The sequence below is a fragment of the Leifsonia soli genome, assembly GCF_013408745.1.
GTDB classification, from domain to species: Bacteria; Actinomycetota; Actinomycetes; order Actinomycetales; family Microbacteriaceae; genus Leifsonia; species Leifsonia soli.
The window spans coordinates 550,562-572,839 of the sequence record NZ_JACCBJ010000001.1; the positions used below are offsets into that span (position 1 = coordinate 550,562).

The 22,278-nt window shown below is 70.9% G+C and carries 18 protein-coding genes and 1 tRNA gene; 15 read left to right on the forward strand and 4 right to left on the reverse strand.

What is annotated here, in order from left to right:
• Window positions 1–76: 76 nt before the first annotated feature.
• Entirely contained in the window at window positions 77–1,426 is a 1,350-nt protein-coding gene (locus BJ963_RS02690) for a zinc-dependent metalloprotease (RefSeq protein WP_089912231.1), read from the reverse strand.
• 204 nt (window positions 1,427–1,630) lie between these two features.
• Here BJ963_RS02690 and BJ963_RS02695 point away from each other — a divergent pair, with 204 nt between their 5' ends.
• From BJ963_RS02695 to BJ963_RS02710, 4 genes are all read left to right on the forward strand, one after another.
• On the forward strand, window positions 1,631–2,770 hold the full coding sequence (locus tag BJ963_RS02695) for a PDZ domain-containing protein (RefSeq protein ID WP_179454441.1): 1,140 nt from the start codon (window positions 1,631–1,633) through the stop codon (window positions 2,768–2,770).
• 86 nt (window positions 2,771–2,856) lie between these two features.
• Entirely contained in the window at window positions 2,857–5,781 is a 2,925-nt protein-coding gene (locus BJ963_RS02700) for a UPF0182 family membrane protein (RefSeq protein ID WP_343037215.1), read from the forward strand.
• A gap of 218 nt (window positions 5,782–5,999) precedes the next feature.
• On the forward strand, window positions 6,000–7,193 hold the full coding sequence (locus BJ963_RS02705) for an ROK family transcriptional regulator (RefSeq protein ID WP_179454443.1): 1,194 nt from the start codon (window positions 6,000–6,002) through the stop codon (window positions 7,191–7,193).
• The gene (locus tag BJ963_RS02710) at window positions 7,193–7,666 is read left to right on the forward strand and encodes a hypothetical protein (protein ID WP_179454445.1); all 474 of its coding nucleotides are present in this window, start codon (window positions 7,193–7,195) and stop codon (window positions 7,664–7,666) included. Before BJ963_RS02705 ends, BJ963_RS02710 begins: the two co-directional genes overlap by 1 nt.
• A gap of 16 nt (window positions 7,667–7,682) precedes the next feature.
• Here the strand turns inward: BJ963_RS02710 and BJ963_RS02715 are convergent, their stop codons facing one another.
• Window positions 7,683–8,822, reverse strand: a complete 1,140-nt coding sequence (locus BJ963_RS02715; RefSeq protein WP_179454447.1) for an ROK family protein — start codon at window positions 8,820–8,822, stop codon at window positions 7,683–7,685.
• A 128-nt stretch (window positions 8,823–8,950) separates the two neighbouring features.
• On the opposite strand from BJ963_RS02715, the gene BJ963_RS02720 reads away from it, so the two are divergent.
• A complete protein-coding gene (locus BJ963_RS02720; RefSeq protein ID WP_246297976.1) occupies window positions 8,951–11,287 on the forward strand; it encodes a phospholipase C/P1 nuclease family protein in 2,337 nt (778 codons plus the stop codon).
• A 32-nt stretch (window positions 11,288–11,319) separates the two neighbouring features.
• On the opposite strand, the gene BJ963_RS02725 is transcribed toward BJ963_RS02720, so the two are convergent.
• Window positions 11,320–11,393, reverse strand: a tRNA-Met gene (locus BJ963_RS02725).
• Window positions 11,394–11,512: 119 nt separating this feature from the next.
• Between BJ963_RS02725 and BJ963_RS02730 the strand changes: the two genes are divergently transcribed.
• Genes BJ963_RS02730 through BJ963_RS02765 form a run of 8 tightly spaced genes read left to right on the forward strand, consistent with a single transcriptional unit; the run spans window position 11,513 to window position 17,978 of the window.
• Entirely contained in the window at window positions 11,513–12,595 is a 1,083-nt protein-coding gene (locus BJ963_RS02730; RefSeq protein ID WP_089912213.1) for a response regulator, read from the forward strand.
• Window positions 12,592–13,605: an ATP-grasp domain-containing protein gene (locus BJ963_RS02735; protein ID WP_179454449.1), complete on the forward strand. Its 1,014-nt coding sequence runs from the start codon at window positions 12,592–12,594 to the stop codon at window positions 13,603–13,605. The genes BJ963_RS02730 and BJ963_RS02735 overlap by 4 nt, the downstream gene beginning before the upstream one ends.
• Window positions 13,602–14,420: a PHP domain-containing protein gene (locus tag BJ963_RS02740; RefSeq protein ID WP_343037216.1), complete on the forward strand. Its 819-nt coding sequence runs from the start codon at window positions 13,602–13,604 to the stop codon at window positions 14,418–14,420. The genes BJ963_RS02735 and BJ963_RS02740 overlap by 4 nt, the downstream gene beginning before the upstream one ends.
• Window positions 14,417–14,599, forward strand: a complete 183-nt coding sequence (locus tag BJ963_RS02745) for a hypothetical protein (RefSeq protein WP_179454451.1) — start codon at window positions 14,417–14,419, stop codon at window positions 14,597–14,599. The genes BJ963_RS02740 and BJ963_RS02745 overlap by 4 nt, the downstream gene beginning before the upstream one ends.
• Window positions 14,592–14,984: a response regulator gene (locus tag BJ963_RS02750; protein ID WP_179454453.1), complete on the forward strand. Its 393-nt coding sequence runs from the start codon at window positions 14,592–14,594 to the stop codon at window positions 14,982–14,984. The genes BJ963_RS02745 and BJ963_RS02750 overlap by 8 nt, the downstream gene beginning before the upstream one ends.
• The gene (locus BJ963_RS02755) at window positions 14,981–16,759 is read left to right on the forward strand and encodes a sensor histidine kinase (RefSeq protein WP_179454455.1); all 1,779 of its coding nucleotides are present in this window, start codon (window positions 14,981–14,983) and stop codon (window positions 16,757–16,759) included. The genes BJ963_RS02750 and BJ963_RS02755 overlap by 4 nt, the downstream gene beginning before the upstream one ends.
• Window positions 16,756–17,598, forward strand: coding sequence for a nitrilase-related carbon-nitrogen hydrolase (locus tag BJ963_RS02760; protein WP_179454457.1), 843 nt, complete (start codon window positions 16,756–16,758; stop codon window positions 17,596–17,598). The genes BJ963_RS02755 and BJ963_RS02760 overlap by 4 nt, the downstream gene beginning before the upstream one ends.
• Window positions 17,598–17,978 (forward strand): hypothetical protein, encoded by a 381-nt coding sequence (locus BJ963_RS02765; RefSeq protein WP_179454459.1) that lies wholly within the window; start codon window positions 17,598–17,600, stop codon window positions 17,976–17,978. The genes BJ963_RS02760 and BJ963_RS02765 overlap by 1 nt, the downstream gene beginning before the upstream one ends.
• Before the next feature lie 54 nt (window positions 17,979–18,032).
• On the opposite strand, the gene BJ963_RS02770 is transcribed toward BJ963_RS02765, so the two are convergent.
• A complete protein-coding gene (locus BJ963_RS02770) occupies window positions 18,033–19,229 on the reverse strand; it encodes a pyridoxal phosphate-dependent aminotransferase (RefSeq protein WP_179454461.1) in 1,197 nt (398 codons plus the stop codon).
• A gap of 147 nt (window positions 19,230–19,376) precedes the next feature.
• Between BJ963_RS02770 and BJ963_RS02775 the strand changes: the two genes are divergently transcribed.
• Together BJ963_RS02775 and BJ963_RS02780 are read left to right on the forward strand one after the other, a co-directional pair.
• A complete protein-coding gene (locus BJ963_RS02775) occupies window positions 19,377–21,110 on the forward strand; it encodes a S1C family serine protease (protein ID WP_179454463.1) in 1,734 nt (577 codons plus the stop codon).
• A 124-nt stretch (window positions 21,111–21,234) separates the two neighbouring features.
• Window positions 21,235–22,278, forward strand: coding sequence for a glycosyltransferase family 2 protein (locus BJ963_RS02780; RefSeq protein ID WP_089912185.1), 1,044 nt, complete (start codon window positions 21,235–21,237; stop codon window positions 22,276–22,278).

Sequence of the window (22,278 nt, forward strand, 5' to 3'; positions counted from 1 at the left end):
CCGCATCCTGCCGGACGCCGATGTCGTGTCAGCGGTTGTCCACAGCCGCCGACGACGAGCCCCGGTCATCCACAGGTCAGCCCTCGGTCGGCCGCTCCCGGTCGTCGCGGAGGAGGTCCTCGATGGCCTGGTCGAGCGCGTCCTGCTCGGGCTGCTGACCGGTCGCGGTCGCGGTGAGGCGCGCGACCAGCGCGGACGGGTCGTCGAGGTCCGACGACTGCGGAAGCAGGTCGGGATGCGACCACAGGTCGTCGCGGGCGTCCATGCCGACCGCATCGGTCACGGCCTGCCACATCGCGGCGGCGTCGCGCAGCCGGCGCGGGCGCAGCTCCAGGCCGACGAGTGTCGAGAAGGCCGACTCCGCCGGTCCGCCCGACGCGCGGCGACGGCGGACCGTCTCGGCGATCGCGTCCGCGCGGGGGAGCAGCCGCGTCGCATTGGCGGTGACGACGTCCACCCAGCCCTCGACCAGCGCGAGCACGGTCTCGAGGCGCGCGAGCGCCTCCTGCTGCTCCTCCGTGCGCGGCGGGATCAGCCGGCCGCTGACCATCGCCTCGCGCAGCTCGTCGGGGTTCGACGGGTCGAAGTTCTCGGCCAGCGACTCCAGAGCGTCGGTGTCGATGGTGATGCCCTTGGCGAACGCGGTGATCTGCGTGATCAGCTGCAGGCGCAGCCACTTGGCGTGCCGGAACAGCCGGGCGTGCGCGAGCTCGCGCACCGCCAGGTACAGCTGGATCTGGTCGTCGGGGATGTCGAGGCCGTCGCCGAACTCCGCCACGTTCTGGGGGAGCAGCGCGGCCGTGCCGTCGGGCAGCAGCGGGATGCCGATGTCGCCTCCGGAGACGACCTCCTTGGAGAGCTGGCCGACCACCTGACCGAGCTGCATGGCGAACAGCGCGCCGCCGATGGAGCGCATGACCTGTCCGGCGTTCGCCAGCATGGCCTGCATCTCCTCCGGCGCCTGCTCGGCGAGCACGCGGGTGAGCGCGTCCGAGATGCTGAGCGCGACCGGCTCGGCCAGCTGGGTCCAGAGCGGCATCGTCTGCCGCGCCCACTCCGCGCGCCCGATCAGTTCGGGCGTCGCGCTGAGACCGGCGACGCCGGTCGCCTGGTCGAGCCAGAGGGCGGCGACGTGGAAGGCCTGGTCGAGGGAGGCGCGCTCGGCGGGAGTGACCGCGTGAGCGCCCTCGGCGGCGAGCTGGCGCGCCTGCTGCTCGGCGATGTCCCAGTTGATGCCGCCGCCCGGATTCATCAGCGCGTTCTGCAGCTGTCCGAGCAGGGCCTGGATGCTGGCGGGGTCGTTCGGGAGGCCCGCTGCGCCGGCGAGGCGGCTCGGGTCGATCGATGCGCCGTTCCCCGACAGGAACTGGTTCAGCATGTCGCGGAACTCGTCGTCGTCCCGCTCCTCGTTCTGGTCGTCGGCCATCGTCGTTCCCTACTCCTCGAAGTGTGCCGGCCGTCCGGTGAGCAGCCGTCGGGCTCGGCTTCAGGCTTGTCATCTACGCTAGCCGCTGGCGCCGGGGTGCCGGGTGGGAATTGCCCTATGCTCGCATCCGGACCGTGCGCCTGTGGCGAACACGACCGGAAGGGCGTTCGCCGCCGCCGGACCACCTGACGAGAGGACGCCCCCGTGACGCTGTTCAGCGACGAGGACCCGACGCTGCCCGCCGAGGAGCGCGCCCGCGTCGCACCGCCCCGCCGCGTCATCGTCGGATGGGTCGCCATCGCCATCGCCGTCGTCCTCGCGCTGGTGCTCGCGCTCGTTCCTGCGCCGTTCGTCATCGAGCAGCCCGGACCCGTCTACAACACGCTCGGAACCGACGAGCAGGTGGGCGCGAAGGGCAGCGGGGACGCCAAGGAGCTCATCAGCATCCCGGACAAGAAGACGTACCCCACCTCCGGCTCGCTCGATCTGCTCACCGTCTCGGTCGTCGGCAACCCGGAGCAGCGCCCGTCGTGGCTCGAGATCGCCGGCGCCTGGTTCCAGCCGAGCAAGGCCGTGCTGCCCTTGGAGTCCGTGTTCCCGCCCGGCACGACCACCGAGCAGTCGAACGCCGAGAACGCCGCGCTCATGGTCGACTCGCAGCAGGATGCTATTGCAGCGGCGCTCAACGAGCTCGGCTACACCTTCCCCGAGAGCGTTGCCGTGAAGCAGCTGATCAAGGACACTCCGGCCGCCGGGGTCCTGAAGGTGGGGGACGAGATCGTCTCCGTCAACGGGGAGAAGATCTCCAGCGTCGACGAGCTCCGCGCCGCGGTGAAGAAGAACGGGACGTCCAAGCCCGCCGAGCTCGGGATCGTGCGCGACGGCGCGGCGATGACGGTCTCGATCACCCCGACCGAGTCGCAGGGTCAGGTCGTCCTCGGCATCGGCGCCGGGATGGACTACACCTTCCCGTTCGACGTGAAGATCCAGCTCAACGATGTGGGCGGCCCGAGCGCCGGCCAGATGTTCGCGCTCGGGATCATCGACAAGCTGACTCCCGGCCCTCTCAACGGCGGCAAGCGCATCGCCGGGACGGGAACGATCGACAACACGGGCGAGATCGGCCCGATCGGCGGGATCCGGCAGAAGATGTACGCCGCGCGCGACGACGGGAAGGCCGACTACTTCCTCGCGCCCGCCGCGAACTGCGACGAGGTCAGCGGCCATATTCCGGCCGGACTGCGTGTATTCGCCGTGAAGACGCTGGACGACTCGCTCAAAGTGCTGAAGGCCGTGCGCGACGGATCGAGCATGTCCGGCCTCGCCACCTGCCCCGCCCGGTGAGCGCACGGTCGCGTAGCAGCGTTCTCCAAGCGTCTCTTGCCTAGGATGGGTGACATCCCCGCCACGCGAGACCAAGAAGGCCATACGTGAGTTCAACAGCAGCAGCTCGACCCGCAGGCCGCCGACGCGCGGCCATCTGGATCACTCTCGGGGTGATCGTCGCGGTGGTCATCCTGTTCTTCGTCTTCGCCGGGCTGTACGCCGACATCCTCTGGTACGACCAGGTCGGCTACCTCCAGGTGCTCACCACCCAGTGGTTCGCGGGCATCGCCATGTTCTTCATCGGCTTCTTCGGGATGGCGCTTCCGCTCTGGCTGTCCATCCAGCTCGCCTACCGGCTGCGGCCGGTCTACGCCAAGCTCAACTCGCAGCTCGACCGCTATCAGCAGGTCATCGAGCCGCTGCGTCGTCTCGCGATGTACGGCATCCCGATCGTCTTCGGCATCTTCGCCGGGGTCTCGACGGCAAGCCGCTGGCAGACGGCTGCGCTCTGGCTGAACGGCACCTCCTACGGCAAGACCGATCCGCTGTTCCATCTCGACATCGGCTTCTACCTCTTCGCGCTGCCGTTCTACCGCAGCGCGGTCGGCTTCGCGTCGGCGGTCGTCTTGATCTCCCTGCTGGCGACGCTCGCCACGACCTACCTGTACGGCTCGATCCGGGTCAGCGGCCGCGAGGTGCGCATCTCGCGTGCGGCGCGCGTCCAGATCTCGGTGATCGCCGCGCTGTACCTCCTCCTGCAGGGCATCAGCATCTGGCTCGACCGCTACGCCACGGTGACCGACTCCAATGTCAACGACATGATCAACGGCGCGGCGTACACCGATGTGAACGCCACGATCCCCGGGCGCGCGATCCTCGCGGGCGCGGCGGTCTTCGTCGCCATCCTGTTCGTGCTGACCGCCTTCATCGGCCGCTGGCGCTTCCCGATGGTCGGTACCGCGCTTCTCATCGTCGCCGCTCTGGTGGTCGGCGCGATCGTGCCATGGGTGGTCCAGCGGTTCCAGGTCGACCCCAGCCAGAAGACGCTGGAGTCGCCGTACGTCCAGAAGGGGATCGACTACACCCGTGAGGCCTACGGGCTCGGCGACATCAAGACCATCCCGTACAACGCCACGACCACGGCCGAGCAGGGTGCCCTCCGGCAGGACGCGCAGACGACCGCGCAGATCCGCATCCTCGACCCTGCCGTCGTCAGTCCGTCCTTCCGTCAGCTGCAGCAGTTCCGGCAGTACTACGCGTTCCCCGAGAAGCTGAACGTCGACCGCTACGAGGTCAACGGAACACAGCAGGATGCGGTCGTCGCCGTGCGCGAACTGCAGCAGTCGGGCCTCGGCGGCACCCGGAACTGGTACAACGACACGATCGTCTACACGCACGGCTACGGCCTGGTCGCCGCCTACGGCAACCAGCGCTCTCCCGACGGCCAGCCGGTCTTCATGGAGTCCGGCATCCCGTCGTCGGGGACGCTGGGCACCTATCAGCCGCGCATCTACTTCGGCGAGCAGTCGCCCACCTACTCGATCGTCGGCGGTCCGAAGAGCGGGAAGCCGGTCGAGCTGGACTACCCCGGCGGCGCCGACGGCGCCCAGCAGACCTACACGACCTTCGACGGCAACGGCGGTCCGAAGCTGGACAACATCTTCAAGCGGCTCGTGTACGCGCTGAAGTTCCAGGACGAGCAGATCGTTCTCTCGGACGCGGTCAACAACGACTCGCAGATCCTGTACGACCGCGATCCGATCAAGCGTGTGCAGAAGGTCGCGCCCTATCTGACCCTGGATTCGCAGGCGTATCCCGCCGTGGTGGACGGTCGCGTCAAGTGGATCGTCGACGGCTACACGACGAGCGATCAGTTCCCGTACTCGCACGTCGGCAGCCTCAGCGACGCGACGGCGGACAAGGACACCCCGAAGCCGGCGTACGCGTTCGACGACATCAACTACATCCGCAACTCCGTGAAGGCGACGGTCGACGCGTACGACGGCTCCGTGACGCTGTACGCGTGGGACACCAGCGACCCGGTGCTCAAGACCTGGGAGAAGGTCTTCCCGACCACGGTCAAGCCGGTGAGCGACATGAGCGCGCAGCTGATGAGCCACGTGCGCTATCCGTCCGATCTGTTCAAGGTGCAGCGGTCCGTGCTCGGCCAATACCACGTGGACGACGCGGGCTCGTTCTACTCCCGGGAGGATGCGTGGACGACGCCGAACGATCCGACCTCGCCCTCGAGCAATCCCGCGCTGCAGCCCCCGTACTATCTGACGCTGAAGATGCCCGGCCAGGATGCCCCCGCGTTCTCGCTCTACTCCACATTCATCCCGGCAGGGACGAGCGAGTCCAGCCGCTCGGTCCTGAAGGGCTATCTGGCGGTGGATGCGGATGCCGGCGACACCAAGGGAAAGGTCGCGTCGGGGTACGGAAAGCTGAGACTCCTGCAGCTTCCCTCCGGTGACAGCATCCCCGGGCCCGGGCAGATGCAGAACCAGTTCGATTCCGATCCGACGGTCTCGCAGCAGCTGAACCTGCTGCGGCAGGGAAAGTCCGAGGTCATCAACGGCAACCTGCTGACGCTTCCTGTCGGCGGCGGTCTGCTCTATGTGCAGCCGGTCTACGTCCGCTCGTCGGGGGAGACCAGCTATCCGCTGCTGCAGAAGGTCCTCGTGGCGTTCGGCGACAAGATCGAGTTCGAGGACACCCTCGATCAGGCGCTGGACGCCCTGTTCGGCGGCGATTCGGGTGCCTCGGCCGGTGACAACAACGTGCCGACGCAGGGTACGACCGGCGGTGGCACCACCGGCGGCGGCGAGCAGACCGGGGGAGGGACCGGCGGCTCCGCGGCCGGCAATACGGCCCTGCAGGAGGCGCTGCAGCGCGCGAACCAGGCGCTCAGCGACAGCCAGGCGGCTCTCAAGTCCGGCGACTGGACCGCATACGGCGATGCCCAGAAGCGTCTGCAGCAGGCGATCTCCGACGCCGTCGCGGCGGAGGGGCAGCCCGCCGCCAAGTAGTCCGCCGCAGCGAACGGCTGAGACGGCCCGCGCGTTCTCGCGCGGGCCGTCTCGCGTTCCGTGACCGACCCGTGTGGATACGGAACGTCGGAGCTCCGCACCCCGCTGTCGGCGATCCGAGCCGCCGTATGCTCGGCCGCCGTGCGAAGTGCGGAATCCGACAGGACGAATGCCGCAAACTCTTGCGCCGACTTTGATTGTCAGCTTTACTAACAAACATGTCGATCGACCTGGCCAAGCGCACCGCCGCCGCCGATCGGGGTGCGCCGTCCGACCACGGACTCGTCCCCGGCCGGGCCCTCCGCCCGCGGACGAAGGTGCTGCCGGAGCACGCGCGCGGCCACAACCGCTCGCTCGTGCTGCAGTCGCTGTACCGCTCCGGCCGGGTCAGCCGGGCCGATCTCGCCCGGACGACCGGCCTCACCCGCGTCACGGTCTCAGACCTCGTGGGGGAGCTGATCGCCGAGGGGCTCGTGGTGGAGCTCGGCCAGCGCGACGACGCCCGGCCGGGAAAGCCCGCCGTCCTCCTCGACGTGAACCGCGGCGCGACCCAGATCATCGGCGTCGACCTCAGCGAGCACGCCGTCTTCCGTGGCGCCGTCCTCGACATGGACGGCCGCATCCTGCAGACCGCGGAGGTCGAGCTCGCCGGGAGCCGCGGGGAGGAAGCGACCGCCAAGGTGCTCGCCCTCGTCGACCGTCTCGTCGCGGCGACCACGGCGCCCGTGCTCGGTATCGGCATCGGGTCGCCCGGCATCGTCGAGGCCGACGGGGTCGTGGCGACCGCCCCGAACCTCGGCTGGGTCGACGAGCCGCTGCAGCACCGGATCGCCGAGCGCACCGGACTCCCGGTCTTCGTCGCGAACGACGCGAACGTCGCCGTCCTGGCCGAGCACGGCTTCGCCGACGCACAGGGCGACATGATGCTCGTCAAGGTCGGCCACGGTGTCGGCTCCGGCCTGCTGGTCGCGGGCGCGCTGGTCTTCGGCAGCCGCTTCGCCGCCGGCGAGATCGGCCAGGTCATGGTCGGCACGGATGCCGGGCCGGAAGCGCCGTACGACCGCGAGCGCTGCCTGGAGGCGTGGCTGGCCGTTCCGCGGCTGGAGTCGCGCGTGGCCGCCGCCGAAGCCGTCGGGGCGCCGACGGAGCCGGTGCTGCGGGAGGCCGGCCAGCGCCTCGGCGTCGCCCTCGCGCCCATCGTCGGAGCGCTGAACCTGTCGGAGGTCGTCCTCGCCGGCCCGGAGGAGCTGCTCGACGGGGTGCTCCTGGACGCGGTGCGCGAGACCCTCCGCAACCGCACGATGGCGGGCTTCCACTCCGGCGTCACGGTCCGGATGACGAGTCAGGGTCGCGACATCGTGCTGCGCGGGTGCGTCGTCATGGTGCTGTCCGCGCAGCTGGGGGTGTCGTGATGACGCTGCTCGCCGACACGGACCTCGACGTCGATGCCGCACTGTCGTTCCGGTTCGCTCCCGCAGTGCAGGACAGGCTCGCCGCGTTCCGGGGGCGGTGCACCGTCGTCCGGCTGGCGACGCTCGACAACGAGGTGCTGGGCGTTCCACGGTGGTACACGCTCCAGGAGGCGTGGGCCGAGCCGGGGAGCGCCACCGCGGCATCCTGGTCGGGCAACCCGGTCGTCGCGGTCGGGCCGTCGGACGATCCCGAGCTGGTGCTGGCCACGGGGACGCCCGTCGTGGTGGTCGGCGCGGACAACGCGGCCGCCCGGTGGACCCGGCAGGTCGTGGATGCGGTGCGGGCGACGTGCCGTTCGGTGCTCGTGGTGGACATGGGCGGGCGTCCCGATCCCTCGTACGCCGACATCGCGACGTACGGATTCGACCGCCGTCACGGCGCCGCGCTGCTCGGACTGCTGACCGGCCGCTGACCTGCCGGTGATCCCGTCAGCGCGCCCAGCTGACCCCGAGCGCCGACTTCAGCGCGTACTGCGCCGCCCCGCGGTAGGGGTGCTCTTGCGGAACCCGGGCGTACCGGAAGCTGAGCGGCATGGCCGCCTTGACGGGATGCCGGGCCGCCTCGGCGCGCAGGTGGCCGATGAACTCCGGCCCGAGGCGAGGCGCAGCACCGCCGAGCACGATGTTCGGGACGTCGAGCGCCGCGGCGACGAGCAGGAGGGCGCGGGCGAGCACGCGCGCGCCGTCCGCGATCCGTTCCCGTGAGTCCGGAGCGGCGGCGAGGGCGGCGAGGTCGAGGGCCTCGAGGTCGGTGCCGTGGGGGAGTCCGAGCAGACTGGTCACCGAGACGACCTCCTCGAGGCAGCCGCGGTTGCCGCAGGCGCAGAGCGGCGCTTCCGGCCCGAACAGCACGGGCACGTGGCCGATCTCGCCGGCGCGGTGGGCGGCGCCGCTGACGACCTCGCCGTCGATGATGACGGCCGCACCCACTCCGGTGCTCAGTGAGACGAACAACTGGTTCGCCCCGAAATCGTCCGACGTGATCGCGTCGGCGATCGCCTCCGCGTCGGCGTCGTTGATGAGGTGGATGGGCGCATCGACGATCCCGGAGAGCTCGCGTGCCAGGTCGACATCCGTCCATCCCAGCTGCACCGACTCGCGGATCAGCGTGCCGTCGGCGATGCCGGGGACCTGGACCCCGACCGCCACGATCCGTGCCGAGGTGGAGGCGACCAGCCGTCGCGCGACGGAGCGCACGTCCTCGAGGGACCCGGGGGTCGCCGCGCGGTGCGTGAGCGTGGCGAGCTCGTCGCCCAGCAGGTCGACGACCGCGCCGCGGACGAGTCCCGGCTGCACGAGCAGGGCGAGCAGGACGTGATTCTCGGCGGCGATGCGGAGGGTGGTCGCGCGCTTTCCCCCGGTGCTCTCGGCGAGCTGCCCTTCGATCACGAGTCCGTCGGCGATGAGCCCGGCGAGCAGGGAGGAGACGGTCGCACTGGTCAGGCCGGTGCGTCGAGCGATCGCCGCCCGGGTCGCCGTGCCGTTCCCCGACAGCACGAGTTGCAGGGCGGTGGTGAGATTCCGCTCGCGGACGGCGGCCTGCGTCGCCTTGCCGTGCTCCTCTGCCACTGTTCTCCCCGCCGTGTCGTTGCGTCACGACACTAGCGAATCCACGATTCCCCCGTTCACCCCGCGGGGCTATCCTGGCGGCGCCCGCGTCCGGCGACGACCGCGTGGGCGAGGGGATGGGGGACGAGATGGACATCCTGAGCGCCGACAGCAGCTTCGCGAGCCTGTCGACAGCGGATCTGCTCGAGGCACGCGACCTCTACCACTGGCATCTCCTCAACAAGAAGAATGTGGTGGGCACCGCCGTCGGGCTCTCCCTGATCCGGAAGAGCGATCCGTGGCCGGTCGGCGAGCGGCCGGACGCCGGAGGAGGCGTCCGCGCAGCGACGCGGGCGCCGGTGCGCGGCGAGCGCACCTTCGACAACTCCGAGGTGCGGGACTACTCGCGCCCGTGCATCCTGGTGCTGGTCGACGCGTGGATCCCCGCGGACCGCTTCGGCTCCGGTGCGGAGCAGGAGTCGCCGGAAGAGCTGGTGCCGAGCACGCTGTACCTTCCCGACGGGCGCACGGTCCCCGTCTGCGTGGTCAAGGTGACGCCCTCCGCCCCCGACGCCTCCGTTCTTCCGCCGCGCACCTGGCCGGCGTCGCGCATCGGGGGTGGCTTCCCGCTCGTCAGCGAGAGCCAGGGCGTGCAGAACCTGGGCAGTGTCGGCACCCTCGTGACGGACGGGCACACCGTGTTCGCGCTGACGAGCCGTCACGTGACCGGGCCGGCGGGGAGCCCTGTCTCGAGCTTCCTCGGCGGATCGCTCTCCGTGGTGGGCCGGGCGAGTGCGCGCCACCTCACCCGACGGCCGTTCGCCGAGGTGTACCCGCAGTTCTCCGGCCGCCGCACCTTCGCGACGCTCGACGTCGGCCTGGTCGAGGTGGACGACGTCACGGCCTGGACGTCGCAAGGCTACGGACTCCCGGCGGCGGGCGCGCTCGCCGACCTCAACGAGCTGAACATCGGCGTCCGGCTCATCGGTGCGCGCGTTCGGGCCTTCGGAGCCGCCTCGGGCGAGCTGCACGGCCGTATCGCGGCGCTCTTCTACCGCTATCGCAGCCGCGGGGGCTTCGACGACGTGACCGACGTCCTGATCGCGCCGGACCCCGAGGCGGCCGGGGATGCGGATCCGGGCGCGGGGGAGTCGCGCCCGGGCGATTCCGGCACGGTGTGGTACCTGGTTCCGGCCGGCGACGGCCCGCTCCGCCCGATCGCGGTGCAGTGGGGCGGGCAGGGCTTCCTGGGCGCGTCGGGGGCGGGCTTCGACTTCTCGCTCGCCACCAGTTTGAGCGCCATCCTGCGCCTGCTGGATGTGGAACTGGTCGTCGACTACAACACCGGCCCCCAGCCCTACTGGGGGAAGACCGGTCACTACACGATCGCGACCTTCGCCTGCGAGCGGGCGACGGATGCGAAGCTCCGGACACTGCTGACCGCCAACACGGACAGGATCAGCTTCAGCCTCGCGGGCCTCGGGCACGGCACCATCGACACGACGACCGTCCAGGCCAAGAGGAACGGCGGCTTCGTCCCGCTCGCCGACGTGCCGGACCTGGTCTGGAAGAACCTGCCGGGCGCGGTGAAGGGCGGCCGCGACACCGCGTTCCGCACCGGGCCGGAGCATCCGAACCACTTCGCCGACATCGATCAGCTCCTCGACGGGACGACGCTCCGGGCGCGCTGCGTCGACGATCCGGCGAACGTCTCCGTTCCGGTGTGGCAGGACTACTACACGCGACTCGGGCACACCGAGCCCGACAAGCGGGGGCTGCTGCCGTTCCGCGTCCAGCAGTTCTTCGACGAGCTGGTCGCGGCGGTGCGGGCGAAGGACGTCGTCCGGTACGTCGCCGCCGCTGGTCTCGTCGCGCACTACGTCGGCGACGCCTGCCAGCCGCTCCACGGCTCGTTCCTCGCCGACGGCCTCGAGGACGGCACGGGGAAGGGCGTCCACTCCGCCTACGAGTCCACGATGATCGACCGCCACGACGTCGAGATCGTGTCGGGGATCGCTCACGCGCTCGACGGAGTTGCCCTGCCGCCGCTGGTGACCTCCGGTACTGAGGCGGCGGTCGCCGTCGTCCGGCTCATGGACCGGTCGGCGACGGCCATCGATCCGCGCGCCCTCGTCAGCGCGTACGCCGCCGTCGCGACGAAGCCCGGCGACTCGACGGTCCGGGTCACGGACGCGCTGTGGACCGCGTTCGGCCCGCAGACGATCGGTGTACTCGCCGACGGAGCGCTCGCCCTCGCGATGCTCTGGCAGAGCGCCTGGAAGGCGGCGGCAGGGGATGCCGCGTTCTCCTCCGGTGCCCTGGCCGCGGTCGACACGGCGGCGCTCCAGGCGTTGTACGAGGATCCGGCGTTCGTCCCGTCGCTCACCCTCGACGAGATCGGCCGGGTGCTGCAATCCGCGCCGTCGAGCGGACGCTCCCGCACCTCGGGCGCGCGTCGGAAGACCGCGCAAAAAAAGACCCCCTGATCAGAGAATCCCTGATCAGGGGGTCTTACCGGTTGCGGGGGCAGGATTTGAACCTACGACCTCTGGGTTATGAGCCCAGCGAGCTACCGAGCTGCTCCACCCCGCGGCACAAGAAGAAACTCTAGCACGGGATCGGAGGGGTGGGAAATCGCGAACACCCGCCCGGGCGCGTCCTGTCCTGTGGACCGGCCGTCCTACTAGAGTCGATCCGAGATAGGGGATGCGATGGCGAGTGTCGTGACGAAGTACCGGGTGGTCGTGGTCGAGGACGACCCGGACGTGGCCTTCTTCATGAAGACCGTGCTGGAGAAGCGAGCCGATGCGGTCGCCATCGCGGTCACGGACCCGTCCGTCGCCCTGGCCAGGATCGCCGAGTTCGAACCGGACCTCGTCATCACCGACATCGAGATGCCCGGCATCACCGGCCTCGACCTGCTCAAGGAGCTCCGCGCCGAGTATCCGGGGATGCCGGTCGTCGTGATGACCGCGCACGTCTCGGTCGACTACGCGGTCTCCGCACTCCGGGCGCAGGCCGACGAGTTCCTGAGCAAGCCCGTCGCGTCGGCTGAGCTGGTCGCGATCGTGAACCGGCTCGCCGCCGAGGGGCGGATCAAGCGCGCTGCCGCCCGCCGCCAGGTGGTGCTCGCCGTCGGCGCGCACCCGGACGACGTCGAGATCGGCGTCGGCGGCATCCTCGCCGCCCACCGCGATGCGGGGAACGAGGTCGTCATCCTGACCCTGTCGCGGGGCGCCCGCGGCGGGGACGCCAACGACCGCCAGCACGAGTCCCTCGCGTCCGCCGAACTGCTGGGCGCCCGGCTGTTCCTCGAAGACCTCGAGGACACCCACATCTCGGCGGCCGACCCGACGGTCGGGATCATCGAGCGCGTCGTCGCCGAGATCCAGCCGGACATCGTCTACACGCACTCGTCCCACGACCGGCACCAGGACCACCGGGCGGTGCACGCCGCGACCAACGTCGCCACCCGTTCCGTGCGCACCGTGTGCTGCTACCAGAGCCCGTCCGCCACCATCGACTTCCGGCCCACCCGCTTCGTCCCGATCGACGGGTTCACCGACACCAAGCTCCAGCTCCTCGACTGCTTCCGCTCGCAGACCGAATTGCGCGGCTACCTCGAGCCCGACTTCGTGCTCGCGACGGCCCGCTACTGGTCGCGCTTCGGCGGCGGAAAGAACTGCGAGCCCCTCGAGGTGATGCGCGACACCGCCGACATCTCGGTGCCTGCCTCCGCCATCCACTCCGACGCCCGCATCGCCGGGAACCGACTGAACAGGACCGCTGAATGACCGATTCCCCCCGTACCCGCGTCCTGGTGACGGGAGCAGGCGGCCCCGCCGGCGTCGCGGTGATCCGCTCGCTGCTCGCCCGGGACGACGTCGACGTCTACGCCGCCGACATGGACGGATGGGCCAGCGGTCTGTACCTGGTGGAGGAGGGGCGCAGGCGGATCGTGCCGCCCGGGCGGTCGGACGGCTTCGTCGACGCGCTCATCGCGATGAGCCGGGCCGACGGCATCGACGTGCTCTTCTCGACGGTCGACGTCGAGCTCCCCGGGCTCGCCGCTCGCCGCGACGAGCTGGAGGCGGTCGGGACGAAGCTGGCCGCGCCGTCGCACGACACGCTGGTCACCTGCCTCGACAAGTTCGCCCTGGTCCAGCGGGTCGGCGACCAGGCGCGCGTCCCGGTCACGCGGCTGCTGAACGCGGAGGGGATCGGCGCCGACTGGACCTTCCCGGTCATCATCAAGCCGCGCAGCGGCGCCGGATCCCGCGGTGTCCGTCTCATCGCGGACCGCGGCACCCTGGAGGCGCTCGGCACCGACGAGAGCATCATCATCCAGGAGAACCTGCCGGGCGAGGAGTTCTCCGTCGACGTGCTCGCCGGGCTCGACGGCGGCGTCATCGCGGCGGTCCCGCGGTCGCGGGAGCGGGTCGACTCCGGCGTCTCGATCGCCGGGCGCACGGTACGGCGGCCGGAGCTCTCGGACACCGCGGCCGCGGTGGCCCGCGCGATCGGTCTGACCGGCGTCGCGAACGTGCAGCTGCGCTACAGCTCCGAGGGAACCCCGGCGCTCCTCGAGGTGAATCCGCGCTTCCCCGGTGCCATGCCGCTGACGATCGCGGCGGGCGTCGACATGCCGTCCCTCCTGCTCGACCTGGTGCTCGGCCGGCCCGTGCCGTCGGCGGTCGACTTCGAGGAGCTCGCGAACGTGCGCTTCCTGGAGGACGTCTTCCTGGCCCCCGCCGACGTGCTCGTCTCCGAGAACGCGGCGCACGCGGAGGGCCTGGAGGAGTGAGCGGGACGGAGGCGGGCCGGCTGCCCGCTCTGCTCCACGGCGACTTCCACGTCCACTCGACGTTCTCGGACGACGCCCGCAGCACGCTCGCGGAGAACATCGCCGCCGCGTCCGCTGTCGGGCTCCGGACCATCCGCCTCACCGACCACGTGCGCGCCTCGACCGCCTGGGTGCCGGAATTCCTCTCCGCCGTCGCGGCGGAGCCGGTGCCCGACGGGCTGACCGTCCTGACCGGGGTGGAGGCCAAGCTGCTGCACGCGTCCGGCGCCGTCGACACTCCTTCCGGGCTGGTCGTCGGGCCCGGGGGCGTCGATGCGGTCGTGATCGGCGACCACCAGTTCCCGGGGACCGACGGCCCGTGGTCGCCCACCGCGACGCGCGAGCGGCTCGATGCCGGCCTGGCGGTCGACGATGCGCTCGACCTGCTCATCGAGGGCAGCATCCGCGCCATGGAGCGCACGCCGCACGCGCAGCTGGCGCACTGGTTCTCGATCCTGCCGAAGGTCGGCCTCGACGAGGCTCGGCTCGGCGAGGAGCGCCTCCTGGCCTGGGCCCAGGCCGCCGCGGCGACCGGGACCATCGTCGAAGTCAACGAGAAGTGGAACTGCCCGGGCCCGGACGCCATCGCGGCGCTGCTGGACGCCGGCGCCCGCATCGTCGCCTCCACCGACAGCCATGTCGCCACGGACGTGGGACGCTACGAGCGCGTCCCCGCCCTGCTCGCCGAGGCCGCGGATCGAGCGGTCGCAGAACGGCCGGCCGCAGAACGGCCGGCCGCAGAACGGCCGGCCGCAGAACGTGAGGACGCACGGTGAACACTGCCCGACACTCCGCAGAACCGCCCTCCGAACTCCCCGAAGAGCTTCGCGAGCGCATCCAGGACGAACTGGAGCGCGACCGCCGCTGGGAGTACCGCCTCCCCGTCTATGGCGGCATCGCCCTCCTGGTCCTCGCCGCGATCGTGGTCGTCCGGACGGTGTTCCTCCATGTCTGAACGCCAGAAGCGCGTCGTGATCGCGGACGACGACGACGACATCCGCGGCCTGATGACCATCGCCGCCAACCGTGCAGGGGTGGAGATCGTCGCGGCCGTGGACAACGGCTCCGCCGCCCTCGCGGCCGTCCAGGCGGGCGGGATCGACCTCGCGGTCCTCGACATCTCGATGCCCGGGCTCAACGGCGTGGAGGTGGCCGAGGCGATCCGCGCGGACGACCTCACCCGCTCGACGCTCATCCTGATGGTGTCCGCGTCCGTCCAGCTGCTCACCGACCACGGGGTCGTCGCCGACCGGTCGGACAGCTTCATCGTCAAGCCGTTCAGCCCGCGGGTTCTGTCGACCCGCATCCGGGAGATGCTCGATCTGGAGGAGCCGGCATGACCCTCGACCGCTGGCTCAGCCGGCTGCCGCTCGACTCGCCGTCCGCCTTCATGAAGCAGGTGCCGACAATCGTCGGCTTCGGGATCGCCGTGGTGATCGCCGTGCTGCCGAACGGCGTGCCGATCACCAACACCTCCGAGTTCGTGGCCGGTGTCGTGCTCGTGGCCGTCGCGTCGGTCCTTTCGCTCGTGGTGCCCTGGCGACGGTTCGCGCCGGAGTGGGCCGTGGTCGTGCCGACGCTGTCCCTGCTCGCGGTCGGGCTGCTCCGGCTCGGGACGGGGTCGTCGGCGTCGCCGTTCGTCGTTCTGACCCTGCTTCCGTTCGTCTGGATCGCCTCCGAGGAGGGGCGGATCAACATCGTGATCGCGTCGCTCACGACCTTCGTCGTCCTCCTGGCGCCCCTGGTGGTCGACGGGGCCACGCGGTCCGTCGGCGACGTCGTCCGGGCGTTCTTCTCCCCGGTGATCTACCTGATCGTCGCCATCGTGATCAACGAGCTCGCCCACCGGATGCGGGTCCAGCTCGCTGCGGCGCGGGAGGCGGGCGAGCGGCAGGAGACACTGCTGGCGCAGGCGGTCACCGCGCAGGACGAGCTGGTGCTCAACGAGGCGCGGCTGAAGACGGCGAACCGCCTCATCCAGAGCATCTGGAACGCGGTGACCGAGCAGTCGGTCATCGGCACCGACCTGGACGGCCTCATCGATGTGTGGAACCCCGGCGCCGAGAAGATGCTCGGCCTGACCGAGAAGCAGGTTCTCGACGGCAGGCACCACATCACCGACTTCCACCTCCCGTCGGAGCTGGCGGAGCGGCTGCAGGACATGGATGCGCGGTTCACGACGGTCGCGACCACCGACGAGTTCTCCGCCCTGGTGGACACGGTCCGTGCCGGCTCCGCCGACGTCCGCGACTGGACGTACGTGCGCCCGGACGGCAAGCGTGTCGTCGTGCAGGTGGCGGCGACCCCGCGCCTCGACGAGAACGGCCACCGGGTCGGGTTCATCTTCGTGGCGACGGACATGACGGAGGCGCGCGAGTTCGCCCGCCTCAAGGACGAGTTCGTCGGCCTCATCTCGCACGAGCTGCGGACGCCGCTCAGCTCGATCCTCGGGTATCTGGAGCTGCTGCGCGACGACGACGAGGATCCGCTGTCGGAGGAGCAGCTGCAATACCTGGCGGTCGCCGAGCGCAACGCGCACCGGCTGCTCCGCCTCGTCGGCGACCTGCTGTTCACCGCGCAGGTGGAGTCCGGACGCTTCCCGCTCGACATCAAGGACGTCGAGCTCAGCAGCGTCGTGTCCGCGTCGGTGGAGTCGGCCCGCCCGGCCGCCGCCAACGCCGGGGTGACGCTCGTCGCCGAGGTGCCCGATCACACGGTGGCCGTGCGCGGGGACACCCTGCGGCTCGGTCAGGCGGTCGACAACCTGGTCTCGAACGCGCTCAAGTTCACGCCCTCCGGCGGCACCGTCACGGTGGCTCTGCGCTCGGACGGCTCCCAGGCCGTGATCGCCGTGACCGACACCGGCATCGGTATCCCGGCCGTCGAGCTCAGCCAGCTCTCGCAGCGCTTCTTCCGCGCATCCACCGCGACCCGCAACGCGGTGCCGGGCGTCGGGCTCGGCCTCACCATCACGAAGGCGATCGTGACCGCCCACGGCGGCCGCCTCGACATCGCCAGCGAGGAGGGGGTGGGCACCTCGATCAGCATCGTCCTGCCCGTCGAGACGCCGGCGGCCGTGACCGGCGCCATCCCGCGTGTGGAGGTGACGCCGTGACCGACCGGCCGGCAGAGCTCACGATCGACGACAGCACGATCGCCGTCGCCGTCGCCGTCGCCCAGTTCGCACCAGGAGACGACCGGGTGCGCAACCGGGACACGGCGACCGGGCTGATCGCCGTCGCCGCCTCCCGCGGCGCCCGCCTCGTCGTCCTGCCCGAGTACGCCTCCTACTTCACCGATCCGCTCGGGCCGTCGTTCGCCCGCAACGCCGAGCCGCTCGACGGCGAGTTCGTCGGGGCGCTGACCGCTGCGGCACGCGAGCACGGGCTGTTCGTGGTGGCGGGGCTCGTCGAGCGCACGGACCAGTCGCATCGGTTCTCGAACACCCTCGTCGCGGTGGGGCCGTCCGGCGACGTGCTGGCGACCTACCGCAAGCAGCACCTCTACGACGCGTTCGGTGCGAAGGAGTCGGACTGGGTCGTGCCCGGCGAGCTGGACGAGCCGCAGACGTTCGCGGTGGACGGCGTGACCGTCGGCCTGCAGACGTGCTACGACCTGCGCTTCCCGGAGGTGACGCGGCGCCTGGCCGACGCGGGCGCCCAGCTGGTGGCGGTGCCCGCCGAGTGGGTGCGCGGTCCGCTGAAGGAGTTCCACTGGTCGACGCTGCTCGCGGCGCGCGCCATCGAGAACACCCTGTACGTCGCGGCGGCGGACCATCCGCCGTCGATCGGCGTCGGCTCGAGTGCGATCCTCGATCCGATGGGCGTCACCCTGGCCGGTCTCGGCGACACCACCGGTGTCGCCGTCGCGGAGGTGTCGACCGCACGGGTGCGCGAGGTGCGGGAGCGCAACCCCGCCCTCGCTCTCCGCCGTTACCGGGTGACGCCGCTCTGATGGCGACGACGCACGACTTCTTCCTCGTCGGCGACCCGGAGCAGGGCCGCGGCATCGTCGTCGACGCCCTGCGCGCGCAAGGCTTCGCGGTGACGCCCGCGCCCGACGGTGCGTTCGCCGTGCAGCGGGGGAGCACCGCCATGACCGTGCTCTTCGGCGGTCTGTCCGGGTCGCAGCTGCGGATCACCTTCCTGCTGCGCTTCCTGACCGATCAGCAGGGAGGCCTGGTCGCCCGGCTGTCGCGCGACCAGGTGGGCGCGGCGGTGAGCGGAGGGGCGATCGGCGCCTCGAAGGCCACGGCCGTGTTCGAGCAGTGCGTCGCCGACATCGGCGGCCGGCTGCGGGCCGCGCACCTGTTCGCGGGCGAGCGCCGCCAGTGACGGCGCGCTGACGCGGGCGGACGGCTCAGCGGTTCACGGGGCCGGAGCCGCGGTTCAGGGAGCCAGCGCCGCGAGCCGCCGTGCCGCCTCCTCGAGCACCTCCATCCGCTTGCAGAACGCGAACCGGACCAGGGATGCGGTGCGCGCCGCGTACTCGCCCCGGCTGAACGCGCCGAGCGGCACGGCGACGACACCGGCGAGCTCCGGCAGCCGCCGGCACAGCTCGACGCCCTCGGGGAAGCCGAGCGGCGCTGCGTCGGCGACAACGAAGTAGGTCCCGTCCGAGGGGAAGACGCCGAAGCCGGCCGCCGAGAGCCCGGCGGAGAGCACGTCGCGCTTGTGGGCGAGAGCGTCGGCGATGCCGGTGAAGTAGGCGTCCGGCAGCCGGAGTCCCGCCGCGATCGCCGGCTGGAACGGCGCCCCGTTCACGTAGGTGAGGAACTGCTTCACGGCGAGGACGGCGGTGACGAGCTCGGGAGGCGCCGTCAGCCAGCCGACCTTCCATCCGGTCGTGTTGAAGGTCTTCCCGCCGGACGAGATCGCGATGGTGCGCTCGCGTGCGCCCGGCAGGGACTCGAGGGGGATGTGCTCCGGCCCGAACGTGAGGTGCTCGTAGACGGAGTCGGTGATGATCACAGCGTCGTGCCGTTCGGCCAGCTCGACGACGGTCGTGAGCGTCTCGCGGTCGAGCACCGTTCCCGTTGGATTGTGCGGCGTGTTCACGAGGATGGCGCGCGTGCGGTCGGTCACCGTCTCGCGCAGCCGGTCGAGGTCCGGCCGGAACGCCGGGGGCTCCAGCGGCACGGTGCGGTGGACGCCGCCCGCCAGGGCGATCACGGCGCCGTACTCGTCGTAGTAGGGCTCGAAGGTGACCACCTCGTCGCCCGGTTCGAGCAGGGCGAGCAACGTCGCTGCGATGGCCTCCGTCGCCCCCGCGGTGATGAGCACCTCGCGGTCCGGGTCGAGGTCGAGACCGTAGAAGCGCTTCTGGTGCTCTGCGACGGCCAGACGCAGGTCGGCGATGCCCATCCCGGGCGGATACTGGTTCTCGCCGGCGCGGATGGCGGCCACCGCGGCATCCAGCACGGCGGCGGGGCCGTCCTCGTCCGGGAAACCCTGACCGAGGTTGATCGCCCCCGTGCGTGCCGCCAGCGCACTCATCTCGGCGAAGATCGTCGGCCGCACGGAGCCGTCCGCCCCGAGCAGCCCTGCACCAGCGGCGGCGCGCCGCCAGCCTCCCGTGATCGTCATAGGACAACGCTACGGCCTTACTCGCATCCAACCCATTGGGTACGTTGGGGAGAGTCATCGACAGGCAGAAGGTCGCCCACAGCAACGGCAAATAGAACGCCCAGGTTCGCATCCCAAGCTGTCTGTGCTTGGAAGGAGCAACACACCATGACCGACACCCCGAACACCCCGGAGCCCGCGAAGCCCCAGCACGACGCCGACACCGACGCGGTCGTGGATGCTGCCGGCACTGAGAACACCGAGCACACCGAGGCAGCGGCCCCCGCGGCCCAGACCGAGACCCCCGCGGCGGCCCCCGCGGCCCCGACGGCTCCCGCGGAGCAGGCACCCGCGACGCAGCAGCCTGCGTCCGGCGCAGGCTGGACCGCTCCGGCGGCGCACACCGCGGGCGACCCCGGCGCGCAGCCGACGGTGCCGCAGCCGACCGCCGCGCAGCCGACCGTTCCGCAGCCGACCGCCGCCCCGCAGCACCAGACCCAGCCCACGCAGCCCCAGCCCTACGGTCAGCCGTACGGCCAGCAGCAGCCGCACTACGGCAACGGCGCCTTCGGCCAGCCCGCAGGATACGGCCAGCAGCCGCAGCAGCCGCCCTACGCTCCCAACGCCCACCAGCAGGGCTACGCGGGCGCACCGGGCGCCCCCACCGCCACGGCCCCGGCGAAGCCCGCCAAGCGCGGCAGCACCGGCCTGATCATCGCGACGCTGGCCATCGGCGCACTCGTCGGCGGCATCGCCGGCGCCGGAGCGGGCGTCGGCATCTACGCCGCCACCAACGGAGGCAACGCGACCATCAAGACCGTCTCCGGCCCGCAGAACATCACCGTGAACGACGCCAACGACGCCAGCACCATCACCGCGGTCGCCGCCAAGGCATCCCCGAGCGTCGTCACCATCTCGGTGAGCGCATCCAGCTCCGGCGGAACCGGCTCCGGCATCGTCCTGACCTCCGATGGCTACGTGCTCACCAACACGCACGTCGTGACGCTCGACGGCCAGGCGGCCAACGTGAACGTGACGGTCACCGACAACGACGGCAAGATCTACACGGCCAAGGTCGTCGGCACAGACCCGACCACCGACCTCGCCGTCATCAAGCTGGACAAGGCGTCGGGCCTCACCCCGATCAGCTGGGGCGACTCGAGCAAGCTCAACGTCGGCAACACGACGGTCGCCATCGGCGCGCCGCTCGGCCTCTCCGGCACGGTCACCGACGGCATCGTCAGCGCGCTCAACCGCAGCATCAGCATCGCCTCGTCGGCCGCTCCGAAGGACGACTCCAACAACGGTGGCGGCAGCCAGAACCCGTTCAACTTCGACTTCCCCGGCCAGGGCGGTCAGCAGCAGCAGCAACAGCAGAGCTCCGGAACGATCTCGCTCCCGGTCATCCAGACCGACGCGTCCATCAACCCGGGCAACTCCGGCGGTGCGCTGCTCAACAGCAAGGGTGAACTGATCGGCGTCAACGTCGCCATCGCCAGCGCGGGCGGGTCGAGCTCCGACGGCTCGCAGTCCGGCAGCATCGGCGTCGGCTTCGCCATCCCGTCCAACCTCGCCAAGCGCATCTCCGACGAGATCATCAAGAACGGCTCCGCCTCGCACGGCCTCCTGGGCGCGTCGGTCACCGACGCGAGCACGGACAGCAAGGCGACGACCGTCGGCGCCCTGATCAAGAGCGTCACCGGCGGCGGCGCCGCGGCCGGAGCGGGCCTCCAGGCCGGCGACATCGTGGTGAACCTCGACGGCACCCCGATCACCGACGCGACCGACCTGACCGCTCAGGTCCGGGCGCACGCGGCCGGCTCGAAGGTGGACGTCACCTACATCCGCGACGGCCAGACGAAGACCGCGACCGTCACGCTGGGGTCCCTCCCGGCGGAGTGATCGAGCACGCACGGAAGGGCCGTCCCGCGACCGCGGGGCGGCCCTTCTGCGCCCATCCGTCTCCCGGCTCCGCGGCAGGCCCGGCTGATAGGCTCGACGCCGACCCGCTACAGCGAAGGACCAGATGCCGGACGACATCGTGAACACCCTCCCCGGTGTCTCGTACGTGATGCCCGTGCTCAACGAGGTGACCCACGTGCGGGCCGCCGTCGACAGCCTCCTGGCGCAGGACTACGCCGGCCCGTTCGAGGTCACCATCGCCCTCGGGCCGAGCATGGACGGCACCACCCAGCTGGTCGAGGAGCTCGCTGCGGTCGACGACCGCATCCGGGTCGTCGACAACGTGGTGGGCTCGACGCCTGCGGGGCTGAACCTCGCCATCCGCGAGTCGCAGTACCCGATCGTGATCCGGGTCGACGCCCACAGCGTCCTGCCGCCCGACTACGCCAGGGTCGCCGTCGAGACGATCCTGGAGACGGGCGCCGACAACGTCGGCGGGCTGATGGATGCGCAGGGAACCACCGACTTCGAGCGCGCCGTCGCCCGTGCGTACGGCAGCCGCGTCGGCCTCGGCGGGACGAAGCTGCACGTCGGCGGCGAGGCCGGCCCGGCCGAGACCGTGTACCTCGGCGTCTTCCGCCGCGATCGGCTGATCGAGGTCGGCCTCTTCGACGAGGAGATCAAGCGCGGTCAGGACTGGGAGCTCAACCGGCGACTCCGCACCACCGGCGGGACGGTGTGGTTCACGCCGCGGCTGAAGGTCACCTACCGACCGCGCCCGAACCTCTACCGGCTGGCTCGCCAGTTCTTCTCCACCGGCATCTGGCGCGGCGAGCTCGCCCGCCGCTTCCCGGCCTCGAACGGGCTGCGCTACTTCGCTCCGCCGGTGATGGTGCTGGGTGTCGGCATCGGCACGCTGCTCGGCCTCGCCGGCATCGTCCAGGCGGCCCTGGGCGCGGCTCCGTGGCTGCTCTGGGGCTTCGCCGTCCCGGCGCTGTACGTCGTGATCGTCGTGGTCTCCGCGCTGCTGTGGGGCCGGCGCGACGGTTTTCGCCCGTTCCTGTGGTTTCTCGTAGTCTTGCCCTGCATCCACTTCAGCTGGGGGATCGGCTTCATCCTCGGATACCTGTCGCTCACCCGGAACATCACGTCCCACACGGGAAGGTAG